The 15600-nt window shown below is 73.5% G+C and carries 15 protein-coding genes; 8 read left to right on the forward strand and 7 right to left on the reverse strand.

Annotation, left to right across the window (positions count from 1 at the left end; all coding sequences use genetic code 11):
- Positions 1-123 precede the first annotated feature (123 nt).
- Positions 124-1767, forward strand: a complete 1644-nt coding sequence (locus tag AB0G52_RS10535) for a DNA repair helicase XPB (protein WP_132891984.1) — start codon at positions 124-126, stop codon at positions 1765-1767.
- On the opposite strand, the gene AB0G52_RS10540 is transcribed toward AB0G52_RS10535, so the two are convergent.
- A complete protein-coding gene (locus AB0G52_RS10540; RefSeq protein ID WP_361335665.1) occupies positions 1725-2837 on the reverse strand; it encodes a glycosyltransferase 87 family protein in 1113 nt (370 codons plus the stop codon). The two genes, AB0G52_RS10535 and AB0G52_RS10540, sit on opposite strands and share 43 nt — an antisense overlap.
- A gap of 168 nt (positions 2838-3005) precedes the next feature.
- Positions 3006-3185 (reverse strand): hypothetical protein, encoded by a 180-nt coding sequence (locus tag AB0G52_RS10545; protein ID WP_132891986.1) that lies wholly within the window; start codon positions 3183-3185, stop codon positions 3006-3008.
- A gap of 449 nt (positions 3186-3634) precedes the next feature.
- Here AB0G52_RS10545 and AB0G52_RS10550 point away from each other — a divergent pair, with 449 nt between their 5' ends.
- Entirely contained in the window at positions 3635-5602 is a 1968-nt protein-coding gene (locus AB0G52_RS10550; protein ID WP_361335810.1) for a UvrD-helicase domain-containing protein, read from the forward strand.
- Between the two features lie 405 nt (positions 5603-6007).
- On the opposite strand, the gene AB0G52_RS10555 is transcribed toward AB0G52_RS10550, so the two are convergent.
- Both AB0G52_RS10555 and AB0G52_RS10560 read right to left on the reverse strand, forming a co-directional pair.
- Positions 6008-6733: a copper homeostasis protein CutC gene (locus tag AB0G52_RS10555; RefSeq protein WP_361335668.1), complete on the reverse strand. Its 726-nt coding sequence runs from the start codon at positions 6731-6733 to the stop codon at positions 6008-6010.
- 145 nt (positions 6734-6878) lie between these two features.
- Positions 6879-7547: a maleylpyruvate isomerase family mycothiol-dependent enzyme gene (locus tag AB0G52_RS10560; RefSeq protein WP_132891989.1), complete on the reverse strand. Its 669-nt coding sequence runs from the start codon at positions 7545-7547 to the stop codon at positions 6879-6881.
- A gap of 47 nt (positions 7548-7594) precedes the next feature.
- Here AB0G52_RS10560 and AB0G52_RS10565 point away from each other — a divergent pair, with 47 nt between their 5' ends.
- Together AB0G52_RS10565 and AB0G52_RS10570 are read left to right on the forward strand one after the other, a co-directional pair.
- Positions 7595-8260 (forward strand): hypothetical protein, encoded by a 666-nt coding sequence (locus AB0G52_RS10565; RefSeq protein ID WP_361335671.1) that lies wholly within the window; start codon positions 7595-7597, stop codon positions 8258-8260.
- Between the two features lie 19 nt (positions 8261-8279).
- The gene (locus AB0G52_RS10570) at positions 8280-9344 is read left to right on the forward strand and encodes a GNAT family N-acetyltransferase (protein ID WP_361335813.1); all 1065 of its coding nucleotides are present in this window, start codon (positions 8280-8282) and stop codon (positions 9342-9344) included.
- 3 nt (positions 9345-9347) lie between these two features.
- Here the strand turns inward: AB0G52_RS10570 and AB0G52_RS10575 are convergent, their stop codons facing one another.
- Together AB0G52_RS10575 and AB0G52_RS10580 are read right to left on the reverse strand one after the other, a co-directional pair.
- Entirely contained in the window at positions 9348-9617 is a 270-nt protein-coding gene (locus tag AB0G52_RS10575) for a DUF4031 domain-containing protein (RefSeq protein ID WP_361335674.1), read from the reverse strand.
- Entirely contained in the window at positions 9614-9997 is a 384-nt protein-coding gene (locus AB0G52_RS10580) for a hypothetical protein (protein WP_132891993.1), read from the reverse strand. The genes AB0G52_RS10575 and AB0G52_RS10580 overlap by 4 nt, the downstream gene beginning before the upstream one ends.
- A 55-nt stretch (positions 9998-10052) precedes the next feature.
- Between AB0G52_RS10580 and AB0G52_RS10585 the strand changes: the two genes are divergently transcribed.
- The 3 genes from AB0G52_RS10585 to AB0G52_RS10595 all read left to right on the forward strand — a co-directional run bounded on the left by AB0G52_RS10585 (position 10053) and on the right by AB0G52_RS10595 (position 13814).
- On the forward strand, positions 10053-10994 hold the full coding sequence (locus AB0G52_RS10585) for a MurR/RpiR family transcriptional regulator (protein WP_361335677.1): 942 nt from the start codon (positions 10053-10055) through the stop codon (positions 10992-10994).
- Between the two features lie 71 nt (positions 10995-11065).
- On the forward strand, positions 11066-11995 hold the full coding sequence (gene murQ, locus AB0G52_RS10590) for an N-acetylmuramic acid 6-phosphate etherase (RefSeq protein WP_361335680.1): 930 nt from the start codon (positions 11066-11068) through the stop codon (positions 11993-11995).
- A gap of 16 nt (positions 11996-12011) precedes the next feature.
- A complete protein-coding gene (locus AB0G52_RS10595) occupies positions 12012-13814 on the forward strand; it encodes a PTS transporter subunit EIIC (protein WP_361335683.1) in 1803 nt (600 codons plus the stop codon).
- 56 nt (positions 13815-13870) lie between these two features.
- Here AB0G52_RS10595 and AB0G52_RS10600 read toward each other — a convergent pair whose 3' ends face one another.
- The gene (locus AB0G52_RS10600; protein ID WP_361335685.1) at positions 13871-14779 is read right to left on the reverse strand and encodes an aminoglycoside phosphotransferase family protein; all 909 of its coding nucleotides are present in this window, start codon (positions 14777-14779) and stop codon (positions 13871-13873) included.
- Between the two features lie 233 nt (positions 14780-15012).
- On the opposite strand from AB0G52_RS10600, the gene AB0G52_RS10605 reads away from it, so the two are divergent.
- The gene (locus AB0G52_RS10605) at positions 15013-15504 is read left to right on the forward strand and encodes a hypothetical protein (protein ID WP_361335688.1); all 492 of its coding nucleotides are present in this window, start codon (positions 15013-15015) and stop codon (positions 15502-15504) included.
- The last annotated feature ends 96 nt before the right edge of the window (positions 15505-15600 follow it).

The following is a 15600-nucleotide window of genomic DNA, read 5'->3' on the forward strand; positions in this document are numbered from 1 at the left end:
GCGGAGCACAGTGCGTACGACGGCGAAGATGATCGCTCGCGCTTCAGGCACACTGGAACTTTGGTCCGTGACGATGGCCGCCATGGCGATGGCCGCATGGACCGAAGGGAAAGGGTGCCGCGCGTGAATGGTCCGTTGATCGTCCAGTCCGACAAGACCCTGCTCCTCGAAGTGGACCACGAGCGGGCGGACGACTGCCGTCGGGCCATCGCGCCCTTCGCCGAGCTGGAGCGGGCACCCGAGCACATCCACACCTACCGGGTGACCCCGCTGGGCCTGTGGAACGCGCGGGCGGCCGGTCACGACGCCGAGCAGGTCGTGGACGCGCTGGTGGAGTTCAGCCGCTACCCGGTACCGCACGCGCTGCTGGTCGACATCGCCGAGACCATGGACCGCTACGGCCGGCTGACGCTCAGCAAGCACCCGGCGCACGGGCTGGTGCTGACCACCACCGACCGCCCGGTGCTGGAGGAGATCCTGCGCTCCAAGCGGATCACCCCGCTGGTCGGGGCCCGCATCGACCCCGACACCGTCGCCGTGCACCCCTCCGAGCGCGGGCAGATCAAGCAGACCCTGCTCAAGCTGGGCTGGCCCGCCGAGGACCTCGCCGGGTACGTGGACGGCGAGGCGCACCCGATCGAGCTCGCCGAGGACGGCTGGGCGCTGCGGCCGTACCAGAAGCAGGCCGTGGAGAACTTCTGGCACGGCGGGTCCGGTGTCGTCGTCCTGCCGTGTGGCGCGGGGAAGACCCTGGTCGGCGCCGGGTCCATGGCACAGGCCAAGTCGACGACCCTGATCCTCGTCACCAACACCGTCTCCGCGCGCCAGTGGAAGCACGAGCTGGTGAAGCGCACGAGCCTCACCGAGGACGAGATCGGCGAGTACAGCGGGACGCGCAAGGAGATCCGGCCCGTCACCATCGCCACGTACCAGGTGCTCACGACGAAGCGGAAGGGTGTCTACCCGCACCTCGAACTCTTCGACTCCCGCGACTGGGGCCTGATCGTCTACGACGAGGTCCATCTGCTGCCGGCTCCTGTCTTCAAGTTCACCGCCGACCTTCAGGCGCGCCGGCGGCTGGGTCTCACGGCCACCCTCGTGCGCGAGGACGGCCGGGAATCGGACGTGTTCTCCCTGATCGGGCCCAAGCGCTTCGACGCCCCCTGGAAGGAGATCGAGGCGCAGGGCTACATCGCACCGGCCGACTGTGTCGAGGTGCGGGTCAACCTCACCGACTCGGAGCGGCTCGCCTACGCCACCGCCGAGACCGAGGAGAAGTACCGCTTCTGTGCGACCACCGCGACCAAGCGGAAGGTCACGGAGGCGATCGTGAAGCGTTTCGCGGGCCAGCAGATCCTCGTCATCGGCCAGTACATCGACCAGCTCGACGAACTCGGCGAGCATCTGAACGCCCCCGTCATCAAGGGCGAGACCTCCAACGCCCAGCGCGAGAAGCTCTTCGACGCCTTCCGCGAGGGCGAGATCAGCGTGCTGGTGGTCTCCAAGGTCGCCAACTTCTCCATCGACCTGCCGGAGGCGACGGTCGCCATCCAGGTCTCGGGCACCTTCGGGTCGAGGCAGGAGGAGGCCCAGCGGCTCGGCCGGGTGCTGCGCCCCAAGGCCGACGGCCACCAGGCGCACTTCTACTCCGTCGTCGCCCGGGACACGATCGACCAGGACTTCGCCGCCCACCGCCAGCGGTTCCTGGCGGAGCAGGGCTACGCCTACCGGATCGTGGACGCGGACGAGCTGCTGACGGAGAGCTGAGCACGGCCCGGCCGCCGGGGAGCGTGGCGCAGGGTGTGGGCCGCGCCCGCCAGCAGCGCCAGCCCCACGAGCGGGTACGGCGCCGCGAGAGGCTGTTGCCACCACGGGAGACGCAGGTCGAGGTCGCCCTCGTGGGGCAGCAGCCACATCGTGCGGGCGGTGAAGACGGCTCCGGCGGCCAGGGCCAGGCGCGGGCGGCCCGCGGCGAGCAGCACGGCCAGGAGCGGGACGCACCACACCCAGTGGTGGGACCAGCTGATCGGGCTGATCAGCAGGGCCGTGAACGCGGTGAGGAGGATGCCCCAGCGGTCCCCCGCCTCGCAGTCCCCCGCCTCACGGCCTCCGCGGTGGACGCGGGACGCCAGCCACAGGCCCGCCGCCGCCACCGCGGCCGTCGGGATCGCCCAGGTCAGGCCCGGTGTCTCGGTGTGCAGCGACCTGGCGATCAGGCCCTGGAGCGACTGGTTGTCGACGATCCAGGCCCTGCCGACCCGGCCGGTCTCGAACAGGCGCCGCGTCCAGAAGTCCGCGGTGGCCGAGGGGAGGAGCAGGGCACTGAGCAGTGCCGTGCCCGTGAAGGACGCCGTCGCAACGCCCGCCTCCTTTCTGCGTGCGGTCAGGAACAGGTAGGCGATGAAGACCGCCGGGGTGAGTTTGATGCCGGTCGCGATGCCCAGGGCCAGGCCCTTGGCGCGGGCGCCGGACGGGCGGGTGAGGTCCCACAGGACCAGGCAGGTGATCGCCAGGTTGATCTGGCCGAAGAGGAGGGTCTGGAAGACCGGCTCCAGCCAGAGGGCGCCCGCGGTCGCCGCGCAGAGCACGGGCAGGGGCGCGGTGCGGCCGGCCAGCCGGGCGGAGAGGGTGACGAGGCAGGCGAGCAGGAGCGCGTTGCCCGCGAGGAACGCCACCTTCAGGGCCGGGACGGGGATCCAGGTCGTCGGGACGAAGAGGACCGCCGCGAACGGCGGGTACGTCGCCGGCAGCCGCCACTCCGTGACCGTGAAGCCGTACAGATCACCGCCGTGCGCCACCGCCTCGCCCTCCGCCCGGTAGACCAGCAGATCGGCCATCGGAGCGTGGAGGAGAAGACAGAGGGCGGCGAGGGAGGTGAGGGAGGCTGACAGGAGAGAGACGGACAGGGGGAGACGCGACGGGAGGAGGCGGGACGAGAGGGACCGGGGCGGGGGAGGGCAGGGTGACGGCACCGTGCGGTTCGGCACGGTGGAGACCCTATGCCGTCACTTGCGGTGTATGCCCGCTTCCTCGCCGTACTCGCCGAGTATGGCGACGCTGAACGCCGCGGTGACGAAGACCTTGACGGCTCGCAGGGCGTCGCCCAGGCGGTGGTGGGGTGCGCCGTCCACGGCTGTGGCGCCCGGCGGACGGCTGGGGGCTGGTGTGATGGCTGCTGCGCTCATGTCTCAATGGTCGTACTTCGGGCATAAGCGCGGCATCGGTCCACGGGTCCAATTTCCGGCTTCCTCCCGTCCACCCCGGGATGGACCCCGACCCCTACCTCCGACCGGCCTTCAGGGTGCTGCCTCCCCTAGGGGGAGGAGCGCCGAGGGAAATCCGTTGGCCTCCCCCGCCCCCACCTCACTACAATCTCCGCTCTTGCCCGCCTCCCTCCCCGGAGTGCCGCCGGCCGGACGGAAACCGGTCGGCTGATCGCCACCCGCGCGACAACCGCACGCGCCGTCCACCGCAGGCCCTCGGAGGCACCCCCTTGTCCACGCCCGCCCACGACCCGCTCACGGACCGCCCCACCGCGACGGCCACCACACCCACACCCGCCACCGCACCCGCGACCGACCCCCTCTCCCGTGAGCGTGCGCACCTCGCCGCGTCCCGGTCGGCCCTGCGCGCCATGCGCGAGGACGTCGAGTCACTGGACATCCGCGACGTGACCGCGAACTGGGTCAACGCCGAGGTACTGGCCCGCCAGATCGACGAGCGCATCAAGGCGCTGGCCGACCTCAGCGACACCCCGCTCTTCTTCGGCCGCCTCGACTACCTGCACGCCCCCGGCGCCGACCAGGCCGAGGGCGCGGACGGGGAGCGCTTCTACATCGGGCGCCGGCACGTGCACGACCACGACGGCGACCCGATGGTCATCGACTGGCGGGCGCCGGTCTCGCAGCCGTTCTACCGGGCGTCCAAGAAGGACCCGTTGGACATCGGGCTGCGCCGCCGGTTCGGGTACACCCGCGGCGAGATCACCGCGTACGAGGACGAGCACCTCTCCGACCCCGGCGAGGCGGCCCGTACCAGCAAGCTGCTCCAGCAGGAGATCGAGCGGCCGCGCGTCGGCCCGATGCGCGACATCGTCGCGACCATCCAGCCGGAGCAGGACGAGATCGTGCGCAGCGGGCTCGGCGGCACGGTGTGCGTGCAGGGCGGCCCCGGCACCGGGAAGACGGCCGTCGGCCTGCACCGGGTGGCCTACCTCCTGTACGCGCACCGGGAGCGGCTGGCCCGCACCGGCACCCTCGTCATCGGCCCGAACCGGTCCTTCCTGCACTACATCGAGCAGGTGCTGCCCGCGCTGGGCGAGCTGACGGTCCAGCAGGCGACGGTGGACGACCTGGTGGGCCGGCACGTCGAGCTCCGGGGCAGCGACGACGCGGCCGCCGCGGTCGTCAAGGGCGACGCCCGGATGGCGGAGGTCCTGCGCCGGGCCGTCTACGCGCACGTCACGATGCCCACCGAGCCGGTCGTGGTGGTCCGCGGCTCCCGGCGCTGGCGCGTTCCCGCGTACGAACTGGAGGACATCGTGCGTGAGTTGCTGGACCGGGGCATCCGGTACGGCGCCGCGCGCGAGGCCCTGCCGCAGCGCATCGCGCACGCCGTGCTGGTGCAGATGGAGCGGTCGGGGGAGGCGCCCGACGACCGCGTGCAGGACTCGGTGGCGCGCAACGCGGCGGTGAAGGCGGCCGTGAAGCAGGTGTGGCCGCCGGTCGACCCCGCGAAACTGGTCCTGCGCCTGCTCACCGACGCGGACTTCCTGGCCGAGCACGCCGACGGGATCCTCACCGAGGACGAGCAGAAGACGATCCTGTGGGCCAAGCCGGTACGGTCGGTGAAGTCGGCCAGGTGGTCGCCCGCGGACGCCGTGCTGATCGACGAGGCGACGGATCTGGTGGAGCGCACGCACTCCCTCGGCCACGTCGTCCTGGACGAGGCGCAGGACCTCTCTCCCATGCAGTACCGCGCGGTGGGCCGCCGTTGCACCACCGGCTCGGCGACCGTCCTCGGCGACCTGGCGCAGGGCACCACGCCCTGGGCCACCCGGAGCTGGGACGAGGCGCTGGCCCACCTCGGCAAGGCGGACGGCGTGATCGAGGAGTTGACGGCGGGTTTCCGCGTACCGACCGACGTGATCACCTACGCCTCCCGGCTCCTCCCGCACATCGCGCCCGGCCTCACCCCGGTCGCCTCGGTCCGTGAGAACCCGGGTTTCTTCGCCGTCCGTGCCGTCACCGAGGCCGCCGACGTGGTCGCGGCGTGCGCGGAGCTGCTGCGCAACGAGGGTTCGACGGGGCTGATCGCGGCGGACGCGCGCGTGCCCGCGCTCGCCGAGGCGCTGACGGCGGCCGGTGTCGGCCACCTGTCCCCCGGTGAGGAGACCACGGCCGAGACCCGCCTCACCCTGGTCCCCGCCTCGCTCGCCAAGGGTCTGGAGTACGACTACGTGGTCCTCGACGAGCCGCAGGCGGTGGTGGACGGCGAGCCGGACGAGCGGACGGGCCTGCGGCGGCTGTACGTGGCGCTGACCCGAGCGGTGTCCGGACTGATCGTGACCCACACGGCCCCACTCCCACCGCAACTGACCTGACCGGCACGAACGCCCACGGGGCTGGAGAGGGCCACCGGGCCAGGGGTCCCGCCCGGCTAGGGGCCGACCGGACTGGCGGCCCGCCGAACCGACGACCCGTTCGGCTGGCGACCCGCCGGGCCGGGGCCCCACCCGGCTGCCGACCCGCCGGGCCGAGGGACGCCCACCCCGGCCGGGAGCCAGGACCGGCGGGCCGCCGTCTGCTGATCGCGGCCGACTGCGGGTGCCCGTGGGGTCGCCGACCCACCAGGACGGGGAGGCCCCACCGGCTCCTGGCCTGCCGGGCACCGGGCCCACCCGACTGGCCGAGAGATGCCCACCCCCGCCGAGGGGGCCGGGCTCCTTGGGTGCCGTCTGTGAACGGCCGGGTCGGGGGACGTCGCGGCTGAGTGACGGAGTGGCGGATCAGTGTGGGGCCGCAACCCTGGGTGGGGTCGCTCGCGGGCGGTCCAGTGCGTGGCGCCACTCCCGCACCGCCGCCTCCGACACCGGGCCGGTCCAGCCGCCGGGGCGGGCCGCTCCCCCGATGTGGAAGGCGTCGATCCCTGCCACCAGCAGGTCGGGGACGTGGTCGAGCCGTAGCCCGCCGCCCACCAGGAGGGTCTGCTCGTAGCCCGGTTCGCCGCGCCGGCGGGCCTCCGCCAGCAGCGTGGGCAGGCCCTCGTCCACGCCCTGCGCGGCGCCCGCCGTGAGGTAGGTGTCCAGGCCGGGCAGGTCGGCGAGCTCCTTGCGCAGGGCGTCGCGGTCGGCGGCCCGGTCGATCGCGCGGTGGAAGGTCCAGCGGCAGCCCGCCAGCGCCTCCGCCACCCGCTCCACCGCGCGCAGGTCCACCCCGCCGGCCGCGTCGAGGAACCCGAGCACGAACTGGTCGGCGCCCGCCGTGCGCAGTTCCCCGGCCACGTCCAGCAGACGGCCGACGTCCCCGGCGGCGAACCCGTCCGCCAGCCGCAGCATCACGCGCAGGTCGAGGTGGACGGCGGCCCTGATCGCGGCGAAGGTCCCGGGCGGGGGCGTCAGCCCGTCGGCCGCCATGTCGGTGACCAGTTCGAGGCGGTCCGCGCCTCCGGCCTGGGCGGCGACCGCGTCCTCGACGTCGAGGGCGATCACCTCCAGGACTGCACGCGTGCTCATAGGGCCCCTTCCGTGGTGTTCCCCGTGTACCCATGCGACCGACCACAGGAGGTCTAGTCCAATCCAGGGTACGCGGGGAACACCGACGGCCGCGAGACCGCCTCCCGGGCCCGGCCCGACCGAAGAGGGCCGGCGCCGGAGAGGTTCACCCGTACAGGTTCAGCTCCTTCGCTTCCGCCCCCGTCAGCTCGTACGACGCCCCGTCCGCGGACCGTCCGGTGTACAGCCGTACGAGCGTCGCCGCGTCCCCGATGAAACGGGCCGGGGTCCGGGTCCCGCTCGGCTCGCCCAGTTGCAGGGGCTCGTCCACGTCGTCCAGGTCGGCCTGCAACCGCAGGTGTCCCCGCTGCCGGGTCACCTGGGCCAGCAGCGCGAGGGCGTCCGGCAGGCCCGCGCCCGCGTACGCCCCCGGCTCCCCGAGGGTGTCGCGGACATCACCGGCGTGCACCCACTCCCCGAGGGCGACCCGGTCCAGCACGCCGTCCGCCCGCCCCGCGATCACCTCCCCGGCCTCGGTCATGCCACGCTCCAGTTCGTCCAGCACCCGCGCGTGGGACCAGTCGGCGCGCTCCGCGATGTCCCGGTCGTTCGACGCGGGCGAGAACACCCCCTCCTCGAAACGGCCGTCCACCACCCGCATCAGGGCGGACGAGCAGTGCGCGAGCACATCCCGCACCGTCCACCCCGGACACGCGGCGGTCGGCAGCGCGAAGTCCGCGTCGGGGCGGGCGCGCAGGAGCGGGATCAGGGTGTCGCGCTCGACGGTGAGGAGACGTCCGGGCAGCTGGGGATCACGTACGTCGGCAACAGTCATGCCTCCCACGCTAGGGGGATGTCAGCGGCGCGCGGGAGAATGCACGCATGGCCGATCTCGACGACCTGCGTTCCCGCTGGCTGCGCGCGCTGCGCACGACAGGGGAGGAGGACGCCCGCCGCCCCGACCCCTCCCGTTACGCCGACGCCCTGCTGGACCGCTGGCAGGAGCCGCAGCGCCGGTACCACACGTTGACCCACCTCACCGCGGTCCTCGACCACGTCGACACGCTGGAGGAGTACGCGGACGACCCGGACCTGGTCCGGCTCGCCGCCTGGTTCCACGACGCGGTGTACGCCCCGGACCGCTCGGAGAACGAGGAGCGCTCGGCCCGCCTCGCCGAGCGCGCCCTCCCCGAGGCCGGGGTGTCCGCGTCCGCGACCGCCGAGGTGGCGCGTCTGGTCCGGCTGACCGTCACCCACGACCCCGCCCCCGGCGACCGCAACGGTGAGGTGCTGTGCGACGCCGACCTGGCGATCCTCGCCGCCCCGCCCGCCGCGTACGCGGCCTACACCGCCGAGGTGCGCGAGGAATACCACTTCGTGCCCAACGACGCCTTCCGGGCGGGCCGTTCCGCCGTCCTGCGCCAACTCCTGGACCTGCCCCGGCTGTTCCGAACCCCGTACGGACGCGCCAACTGGGAGGCGACCGCCCGCTACAACCTCGCCGCCGAGCTGGAAATGCTGTCGACCGCCGGGGATCCGCCGTCCTAAGGTGCCGCCCATGCGTGCAATGGGCGGGGATCAGGTGACGGAGGCCGTCGCGGACTGTGTGGCGACCCTGGGGACGGTGGTCGACCGGGACTGGGAGGGAGTGAAGGCGGGGCGCCTGGAGTGGAGCTGCCACGAGACGGCCGTCCATGTCGCCGACGACCTCATCGGCTACGCCGCCAACCTGGCGGGGGACGCCCAGGACGACTACGTGCCCTTCGAGGTCAGCCTCGACGAGGGCACCGACAACTCCGGTGTCCTGCACGTCGTCCGGGCCACCGGCGCCCTGCTCGCCGCCGCCGTGCGCACCGCGCCGCGCGGGGCCCGCGCCTTCCACCCGTACCCGTTCCGCAGCGCCGACCGCGTGGGGTTCGCCGCGATGGGGGTCGCCGAGGTGCTGCTGCACACGCACGACATCGCGCAGGGCCTGGAGATCCCCTACCGCCCCGCCGAGGAACTCGCCGAGTTCGTCCTCACCTTCCTCTTCCCGCACGTCCAGCCCGGCCCGACGCCCTGGGAGACCCTGCTGTGGGCCACCGGCCGCGGCGAACTCCCCGGCCGCGCCCCCGTGACCGAGTGGCGCTGGCGCAACAACCTCGTCCTGCCCGCCGACCGGCTCGACCTCGTCGGCATCCGCCCCGCCGAGGCCCGCGACCTGCGCCTGGGCGGCGACGGCGGCTTCGAGTGGATCGAGGGCGGCCCCTACGAGGGCACCAGGGACGCGGCGGGCCTCCTGCTGAAGGCGTACGAAACAGGCGTGCACCGGCCCGAGTTCGGGGTCTTCGCCCTGGTCCGCCGCGAGGACGGCCGCGCGATCGGCGGCCTCGGCTTCCACTCCGCGCCCGACGAGGAGGGCCGCGTCGAGATCGGCTACGACCTGGTCGAGGCCGCCCGCGGCAACGGCTACGCGACCGAGGCACTGCGCGCCCTGGCCGACTGGGCGCTGGCCCGCTCCGACGTGAACTCGCTGTTCGCGACCACCGACCCCGCCAACACCGCCTCCCAGGCGGTGCTCGTCCGCGCCGGATTCACCCGGGTGAGCGAGGACGGCGAGGGACCGGCCTTCGAGCTGCGCGCCGGCCGGTGACCGTCACCGGCGTGCGTCGCTCTTGCGCCTGCGCAGCCCCGCCCCGTGCAGCAGCCGCACCACCTCGCGGCTGCTGACCTCCACGGCACCGGCGCGCACCGCGTCGGCGTAGCGGTGCGCGGGGATGTCGTAGTGGTCGCGTTCGAAGGCGCGGCGCGGGACGGACAGGTGCTCGGCGAAGACGTGCAGCTCGGCGTAGGAGACGTCGCTGACCAGGTGGGACCACATCCGGCCGTGGCCCGGCCAGTTCGGCGGGTCGATGTACACCGTCACGAGGACGTCGCCCCGCCCATGGCGTGCCCCAGGGAGCCGATGGAGGCGACCTTGACGCCCGCCTTGTGGCACACCCAGTGCGGGTCGGGGCCGAGTTCGGGTTCGACGTCCAGCGCGTGCGGGTCGCCCGAGCCGCACACCGGGCACAGCGGCCAGCGGCCGTACCGCTCCAGCAGCGCGTCCTGCACGTCCTGGGCGACCAGCCCCGCCACGTACCCCGCGCCCTCGGGCCACTGCTCGACCCACCAGCGCCGCTGTACGACCGAGTCCTCGACCAGCGAGACCACGTCCGCCTGGGCCACGTCGCCCGCGACGAGATCGGCGAGCACCAGGGCGCGGGCGGCGTGCAACGTCTGTTCCAGGGGGCTTACCGGATCCATGGTCCCATTGTGCGGGGTCTTGACCGAGAGCCCGAGTCGAAAATACTTTTCACGAGTGAACGAGGACGTGAAGGAAACTTTCACCGAGGACCGTTCCACTCCGCCCCGGGGCCGCCCGGGAAACGCGCGGCCACCCGCCCCGGGCGCGCTCGCCGCCAAGGTGCGCACCCTCGCCCCGTCCATGACCCGCTCCATGCAGCGCGTCGCCGAGGCCGTCGCCGGCGACCCCGCGGGCTGCGCGGCCCTCACGGTCACCGGACTCGCGCAGCTCACCGGCACGAGCGAGGCGACCGTCGTGCGCACCGCCCGGCTGCTCGGCTATCCCGGCTACCGCGACCTGCGGCTCGCCCTCGCCGGGCTCGCCGCGCAGCAGCAGTCGGGCCGCGCGCCCGCCCTCACCACCGACATCGCCGTCGACGACCCGCTCGCCGACGTCGTCGCGAAACTCGCCCACGAGGAACGGCAGACCCTCGCGGACACGGCCGCCGGCCTCGACACGGCGCAGCTCGGGGCGGCCGTCGACGCGCTCGCCGGTGCCCGGCGGACCGATGTGTACGGCATCGGGGCGTCCGGGCTCGTCGCCCAGGACCTCACGCAGAAGCTGCTGCGGATAGGGCTGATCGCGCACGCCCCCGGCGATCCGCACCTGGCCGTCACCAACGCCGTGCAGCTGAGGGCGGGTGACGTGGCCGTCGCGATCACGCACTCCGGGTCCACCGGGGACGTCATCGAGCCGTTGCGGGCCGCCTTCGAACGGGGGGCGACGACGGTCGCCGTCACCGGACGGCCGAACTCACCGGTGACGCAGTACGCCGACCACGTGCTCACCACCTCCACCTCGCGGGAGAGTGAACTTCGGCCCGCGGCCATGTCCTCGCGGACGAGTCAGCTGCTGGTGGTGGATTGTCTGTTCGTGGGGGTGGCGCAGCGGACGTACGAGGCGGCGGCACCGGCGTTGGCGGCGTCGTACGAGGCGCTCGCCCATCGGCACCGGTAGCCGCACCTCCCCCACGTTCCCGCGCCCCTGAGTCAGCCGACCTGGCGCCCGTCGAGAAGAGCCGTCTGCCCATGACCACCGAACACCGCGCCCTCCGTGCCGAACTCGACTCGCTCACCACCGAGGCGTTCCGCCCCGAACTCGCCGACATCGACACCCTGCCCACCCTCGACCTCGCCCGCCTGATGAACGGCGAGGACGCCCAGGTCGCGGCTGCCGTGGGCCGGCGCCTTCCCGAGATCTCGGCCGCCGTCGACGCCATCGCCGCCCGGATGGCGGACGGCGGCCGGCTGGTGTACGCCGGGGCCGGTACCGCCGGGCGGCTGGGCGTCCTCGACGCGTCCGAGTGTCCGCCCACCTTCAACACCCGCCCCGGACAGGTGGTCGGCGTCATCGCGGGCGGGCCGGAGGCCCTGGTCACGTCGGTGGAGGGGGCCGAGGACTCGGCGGAGCTGGCCCGGCAGGATCTCGACGCGCTCGGTATCGGCGCCGCCGACACCGTCGTCGGTATCTCGGCCTCCGGCCGCACCCCCTACGCCGTCGCCGCCGTCGCGCACGCCCGCGCCCTCGGCGCCCTCACCGTCGGACTTGCCTGCAACGAGGGCAGTCCGCTCGCGGCCGCCGCCGAGCACGGGGTCGAGGTGGTCGTCGGCCCCGAGCTGCTCACCGGCTCCACCCGGCTGAAGGCGGGCACCGCCCAGAAACTCGTCCTCAACATGCTGTCGACGATCACGATGATCCGGCTCGGCAAGACCTACGGGAACCTGATGGTCGACGTCCGCGCCTCCAACGACAAGCTGCGCGCCCGGTCCCGGCGGATCGTCGCCCTCGCGACGGGTGCCCCGGACGCCGAGATCGAGGACGCCCTCACCGCGACCGGCGGCGAGGTGAAGAACGCCGTCCTGGTGATCCTGGCCGGGGTGGACGGGCCGACCGCCGCCCGCCTTCTGGAGGAGTCCGGCGGCCGTCTGCGCGCGGCGCTCACCACGGCGGCGGGCTGACCCGCACGCTCGGGGGGTGCAGAGATCGCCGTACGACACCGCCACCGCGCTGCTCCCCCTCCTGGGCGGCCCCGCGAACGTCACCTCCGTCGCCCACTGCATGACCCGGCTGCGGGTGGGTCTCGTCGACCGCTCCATGGCCGACGCGCAGGCGGTGCGGGCGGTGCCCGGGGTGCTGGGGGTGGTGGCCGACGGGGACACCCTCCAGGTGGTGATCGGACCGGGCGCGGTGGTGACGGTGACCGCGGCGTTCGAGGCGCTGCTCGGCGCGGCCGGGGCGACCGACGGGACGCCGGGCACCCCCGCCCCACCGCCCGGCAGCCCCGTCCTCGACGACGCCCGGCCACGCGGCCTCGCGCTCGGCGGCGCCCCGGCAGACGGCACCGCGCTCGACGACTCCCCGGCAGGCGGCACCACGGTCGGCGGCTCCCCGGCAGGCGGCACCACGGTCGGCGGCTCCCCGGCGGACGGCACCGGCGCCGCCGGCTCCCCGGTGGGCGGCACCGCGCTCGGCGACTCCCCCGCAGGCGGCACCGCGCTCGGCGACTCCCCCGCAGGCGGCACCGCGCTCGGCGGCTCCCCGGCGGACGGCTCCCCGGCAGGCGGCACCGGCGCCGCCGGCTCCCCGGTGGGCGGTGGCTCGGTCGAGGGTGGTCTTCGGGCGCTCGACGCCCCGGCGCTCGCCGCCCGTGGTGCCGAGTTGCGGGCGGAGCGGGCCCGGCGCAACGCGACCCCCTTCAAGACCGCCCTCCGCCGGGTCGCCGACGTCTTCGTCCCGCTCATCCCGGCGCTGATCGGGTGCGGGATGCTCGCCGGGCTGGGCGGGCTCCTCGTCAACGCCGGTTGGCTGCCGGGCCTGACCCCCGCCCTCGCCGCCGTCGCCTCCGGCTTCATGGCTTTGATCAGCGTCTTCGTCGGCTACAACACGGCGAAGGTGTTCGGTGGGACACCGGTGCTGGGCGGCGCGGTCGCGGCCGTCGTCGTCTACCCGGGCGTCGCGAAGGTGACCGCCTTCGGGGTCGCCCTCTCCCCCGGCCAGGGCGGGGTCCTCGGCGCGCTGGCCGCCGCCCTGCTCGCGACGTACGTCGAGAAGTGGTGCCGGGGACGCGTCCCGGCCGCCCTCGACGTCCTCCTCACCCCCACCGTCACCGTCCTCACCGCCGGCCTGGCCACGCTCTACGGCCTCATGTACGTCGCCGGTGTCGTCTCCGCCGCCATCGGCACCGCCGCGAACTGGCTCCTCACCACCACCGGCCCCCTCGCCGGACTGATCCTCGGCGGCCTCTTCCTCCCCCTGGTCATGCTGGGCCTGCACCAGGCCCTGATCCCCATCCACACCACCCTCATCCAGCAGCAGGGCTACACCGTCCTGCTCCCCCTGCTGGCCATGGCGGGCGCGGGCCAGGTCGGCGCGGCCCTCGCCGTCTACGCCCGCCTCCGCCACGACACCTCACTGCGTACGACGATCAGATCGGCCCTTCCCGCGGGCCTGCTGGGCGTGGGCGAACCCCTGATCTACGGCGTCTCGCTCCCCCTCGGCCGCCCCTTCCTGACCGCCTGCGCGGGCGGCGCGGCCGGCGGGGCGTTCGTCGGGTTCTTCGCGACGCTCGGCGACCGGGTGGGCGCGACCGCGATCGGACCGTCGGGCTGGGCCCTGTTCCCGCTCGTCACGGGCAACAGGGGACCGGCCCTGGCGGCGGCGGTGTACGCGGGCGGGCTGCTGACCGGTTACGCGGTCGGCTTCCTGGCCACGTACATCGGGTTCAGGGCCGACACGCGGCGTGTCGCGAATACGGCGGGCGAACCGTCCCCCAGGTGAACCGGGCCGAGCCGGCACCCGGCGTCACAACGCCCCGGCGCCCCCCGGCTGACGCCTCACCGCGTGGCGGCGTCGGCGAGGATCGCCCGGAGCCGGGCGAGGCACTCGGCGACGAAGGCGGGAAAGGTCTCCCAGTAGTAGGCGACTCCGGCGACACCGACGGCGATCGCCCAGGCGCGGGCCCGGACCCAGGTCGGTTCGTCGAGGCCCAGGGCGTCCCAGTAGGCCTGCCGGGCCTCCTGCGGCAGGTCCCAGAGCACGGCGTGCTCGGCGTCCGGGTGGCCGACCGAGAGGGCGCCGAAGTCGATGACCGCGTGCAGCCTGCCCCGCCGGACCAGCAGGTTGGTGGGCCTGAGGTCGCCGTGCAGCCATACGTGCGGCCCGTGCGGGTCGGGCAGCGCGAGCGCCGCCCGCCACAACCGCTCCAGGGTGTCGACGTCGAGTTCGCCGCCCGCGATCCGGCGGCAGTCCGCGAGATACTCCCCGACCCAGTCGTCGCACTCCCGCAGGCTGCCCCCGCGGTACCAGCTCAGATCGTCCGCGCGCACCGCCCCCATGAGGCCGACACCGTGCAGTTCCCGCACGACCGCCGCCAGGTCGGTGCCGAAGGCGGCCCAGTCCCGGACGCTGGCAGGACCGGCCTCGGCACCGTCGATCCAGCGGTAGACCGACCAGCGGGCCGGGTAGGCGCCGGTGGGCGTCCCGGCGTGGACGGGCGTGGGCACTGCGCACGAGAGGGAGGGCGCCAGGCGCGGCAGCCACTCGTGCTCCTTGCGCAGGGCCGCGCCCTTCTCGACGGTCCGGGGCAGCCGCACCACCAGCTCGTCCCCCAGCCGGAACATGGTGTTCTCCGAACCCGCCCCCACCCACGACAGGGACAACCCCGCCCACTCAGGACGCTGAGCCGCCACCAGCGCCCGCACCACCGCTTCGTCGACCGCGATCTCACCCTCATGAAGACCCACGCCGGCAGTGTCCCGACCACCGACTTCGCAGGGCCACCGAATTACCGCCTCGGTCTCGCACCACCCGTTCCCACTCGTTCACCCCCGTCCGAGACTCGAAAACCCCCTCGACCCGAAGCTGTTCACCACTTCGGAAGGCAGCCGACCCCGGCTCTGTTCGATATTTGTGACGTGGGTCGAGCTGCCCCGATGGTCCGGCCGTAGCGGCTGAGCCGCGAAGCTACCCTTCGGCCATGCCCCCTCAGAACCCGTCCGCAGACCACGTCGGCGACCAGTTGTCGATCCTCGACGGCTTGATCCTTCGGCCCTTCCCTGACGAGGAGGGGCGACCGGACGCGAACGGGCAGTGGGGCGGGCCCGGCTTTCACCTGGCGGTGCTCCGTGAGAGCCAGGACTTCTGGGAAGACCGGAGCACCGAGATCGTCGATGCGGCCGAAGGGGAGCTGGAGGCCGACCTTGCCGCGCTGGCTGTCGTTCTCACCGGACGCTGGGGTGCCCCAGAGACTATCGACTTGCGGCCCTATCTCGGACTTGACGACCCGGTCTACTCCGGCAACGAGGCGCCCGAGCCGTTGAGCTACTTGTGCAACGTCGCCGTGGACATGCAGGTTTGGAGGATGCCGTCTGCCGGCCGCTGGCTCGGCCTCACTATCGGCCAGGGGGACCGAGAGTTTCCCTTCGAACTTCTTGCCGCCGTCGGTGAGAGTTCCGAGTTTCCGAGGTGAGCAGAGAAGAGCGGCGCCTCCGAGGTGGCCCAGGCTGCCGACCGTTCGAATCGATCGCGCCTCCCGAAGTGGAGAAGATTCGCTGTCCGTTCGCGC

The organism is Streptomyces sp. NPDC021562 (assembly GCF_040640875.1).
In the GTDB taxonomy this organism is placed as follows: Bacteria; Actinomycetota; Actinomycetes; order Streptomycetales; family Streptomycetaceae; genus Streptomyces.

Coding starts and splice junctions, on each gene's coding strand:
- AB0G52_RS10540 (WP_361335665.1), bottom strand. CDS start 2,837: ATGGCCGATCTGCTGGTCTACCGGGCGGAGGGCGAGGCGGTGGCGCAC.
- AB0G52_RS10545 (WP_132891986.1), bottom strand. CDS start 3,185: ATGAGCGCAGCAGCCATCACACCAGCCCCCAGCCGTCCGCCGGGCGCC.
- AB0G52_RS10550 (WP_361335810.1), top strand. CDS start 3,635: ATGCGCGAGGACGTCGAGTCACTGGACATCCGCGACGTGACCGCGAAC.
- AB0G52_RS10555 (WP_361335668.1), bottom strand. CDS start 6,733: ATGAGCACGCGTGCAGTCCTGGAGGTGATCGCCCTCGACGTCGAGGAC.
- AB0G52_RS10560 (WP_132891989.1), bottom strand. CDS start 7,547: ATGACTGTTGCCGACGTACGTGATCCCCAGCTGCCCGGACGTCTCCTC.
- AB0G52_RS10565 (WP_361335671.1), top strand. CDS start 7,595: ATGGCCGATCTCGACGACCTGCGTTCCCGCTGGCTGCGCGCGCTGCGC.
- AB0G52_RS10570 (WP_361335813.1), top strand. CDS start 8,280: ATGGGCGGGGATCAGGTGACGGAGGCCGTCGCGGACTGTGTGGCGACC.
- AB0G52_RS10580 (WP_132891993.1), bottom strand. CDS start 9,997: ATGGATCCGGTAAGCCCCCTGGAACAGACGTTGCACGCCGCCCGCGCC.
- murQ (WP_361335680.1), top strand. CDS start 11,066: ATGACCACCGAACACCGCGCCCTCCGTGCCGAACTCGACTCGCTCACC.
- AB0G52_RS10605 (WP_361335688.1), top strand. CDS start 15,013: ATGCCCCCTCAGAACCCGTCCGCAGACCACGTCGGCGACCAGTTGTCG.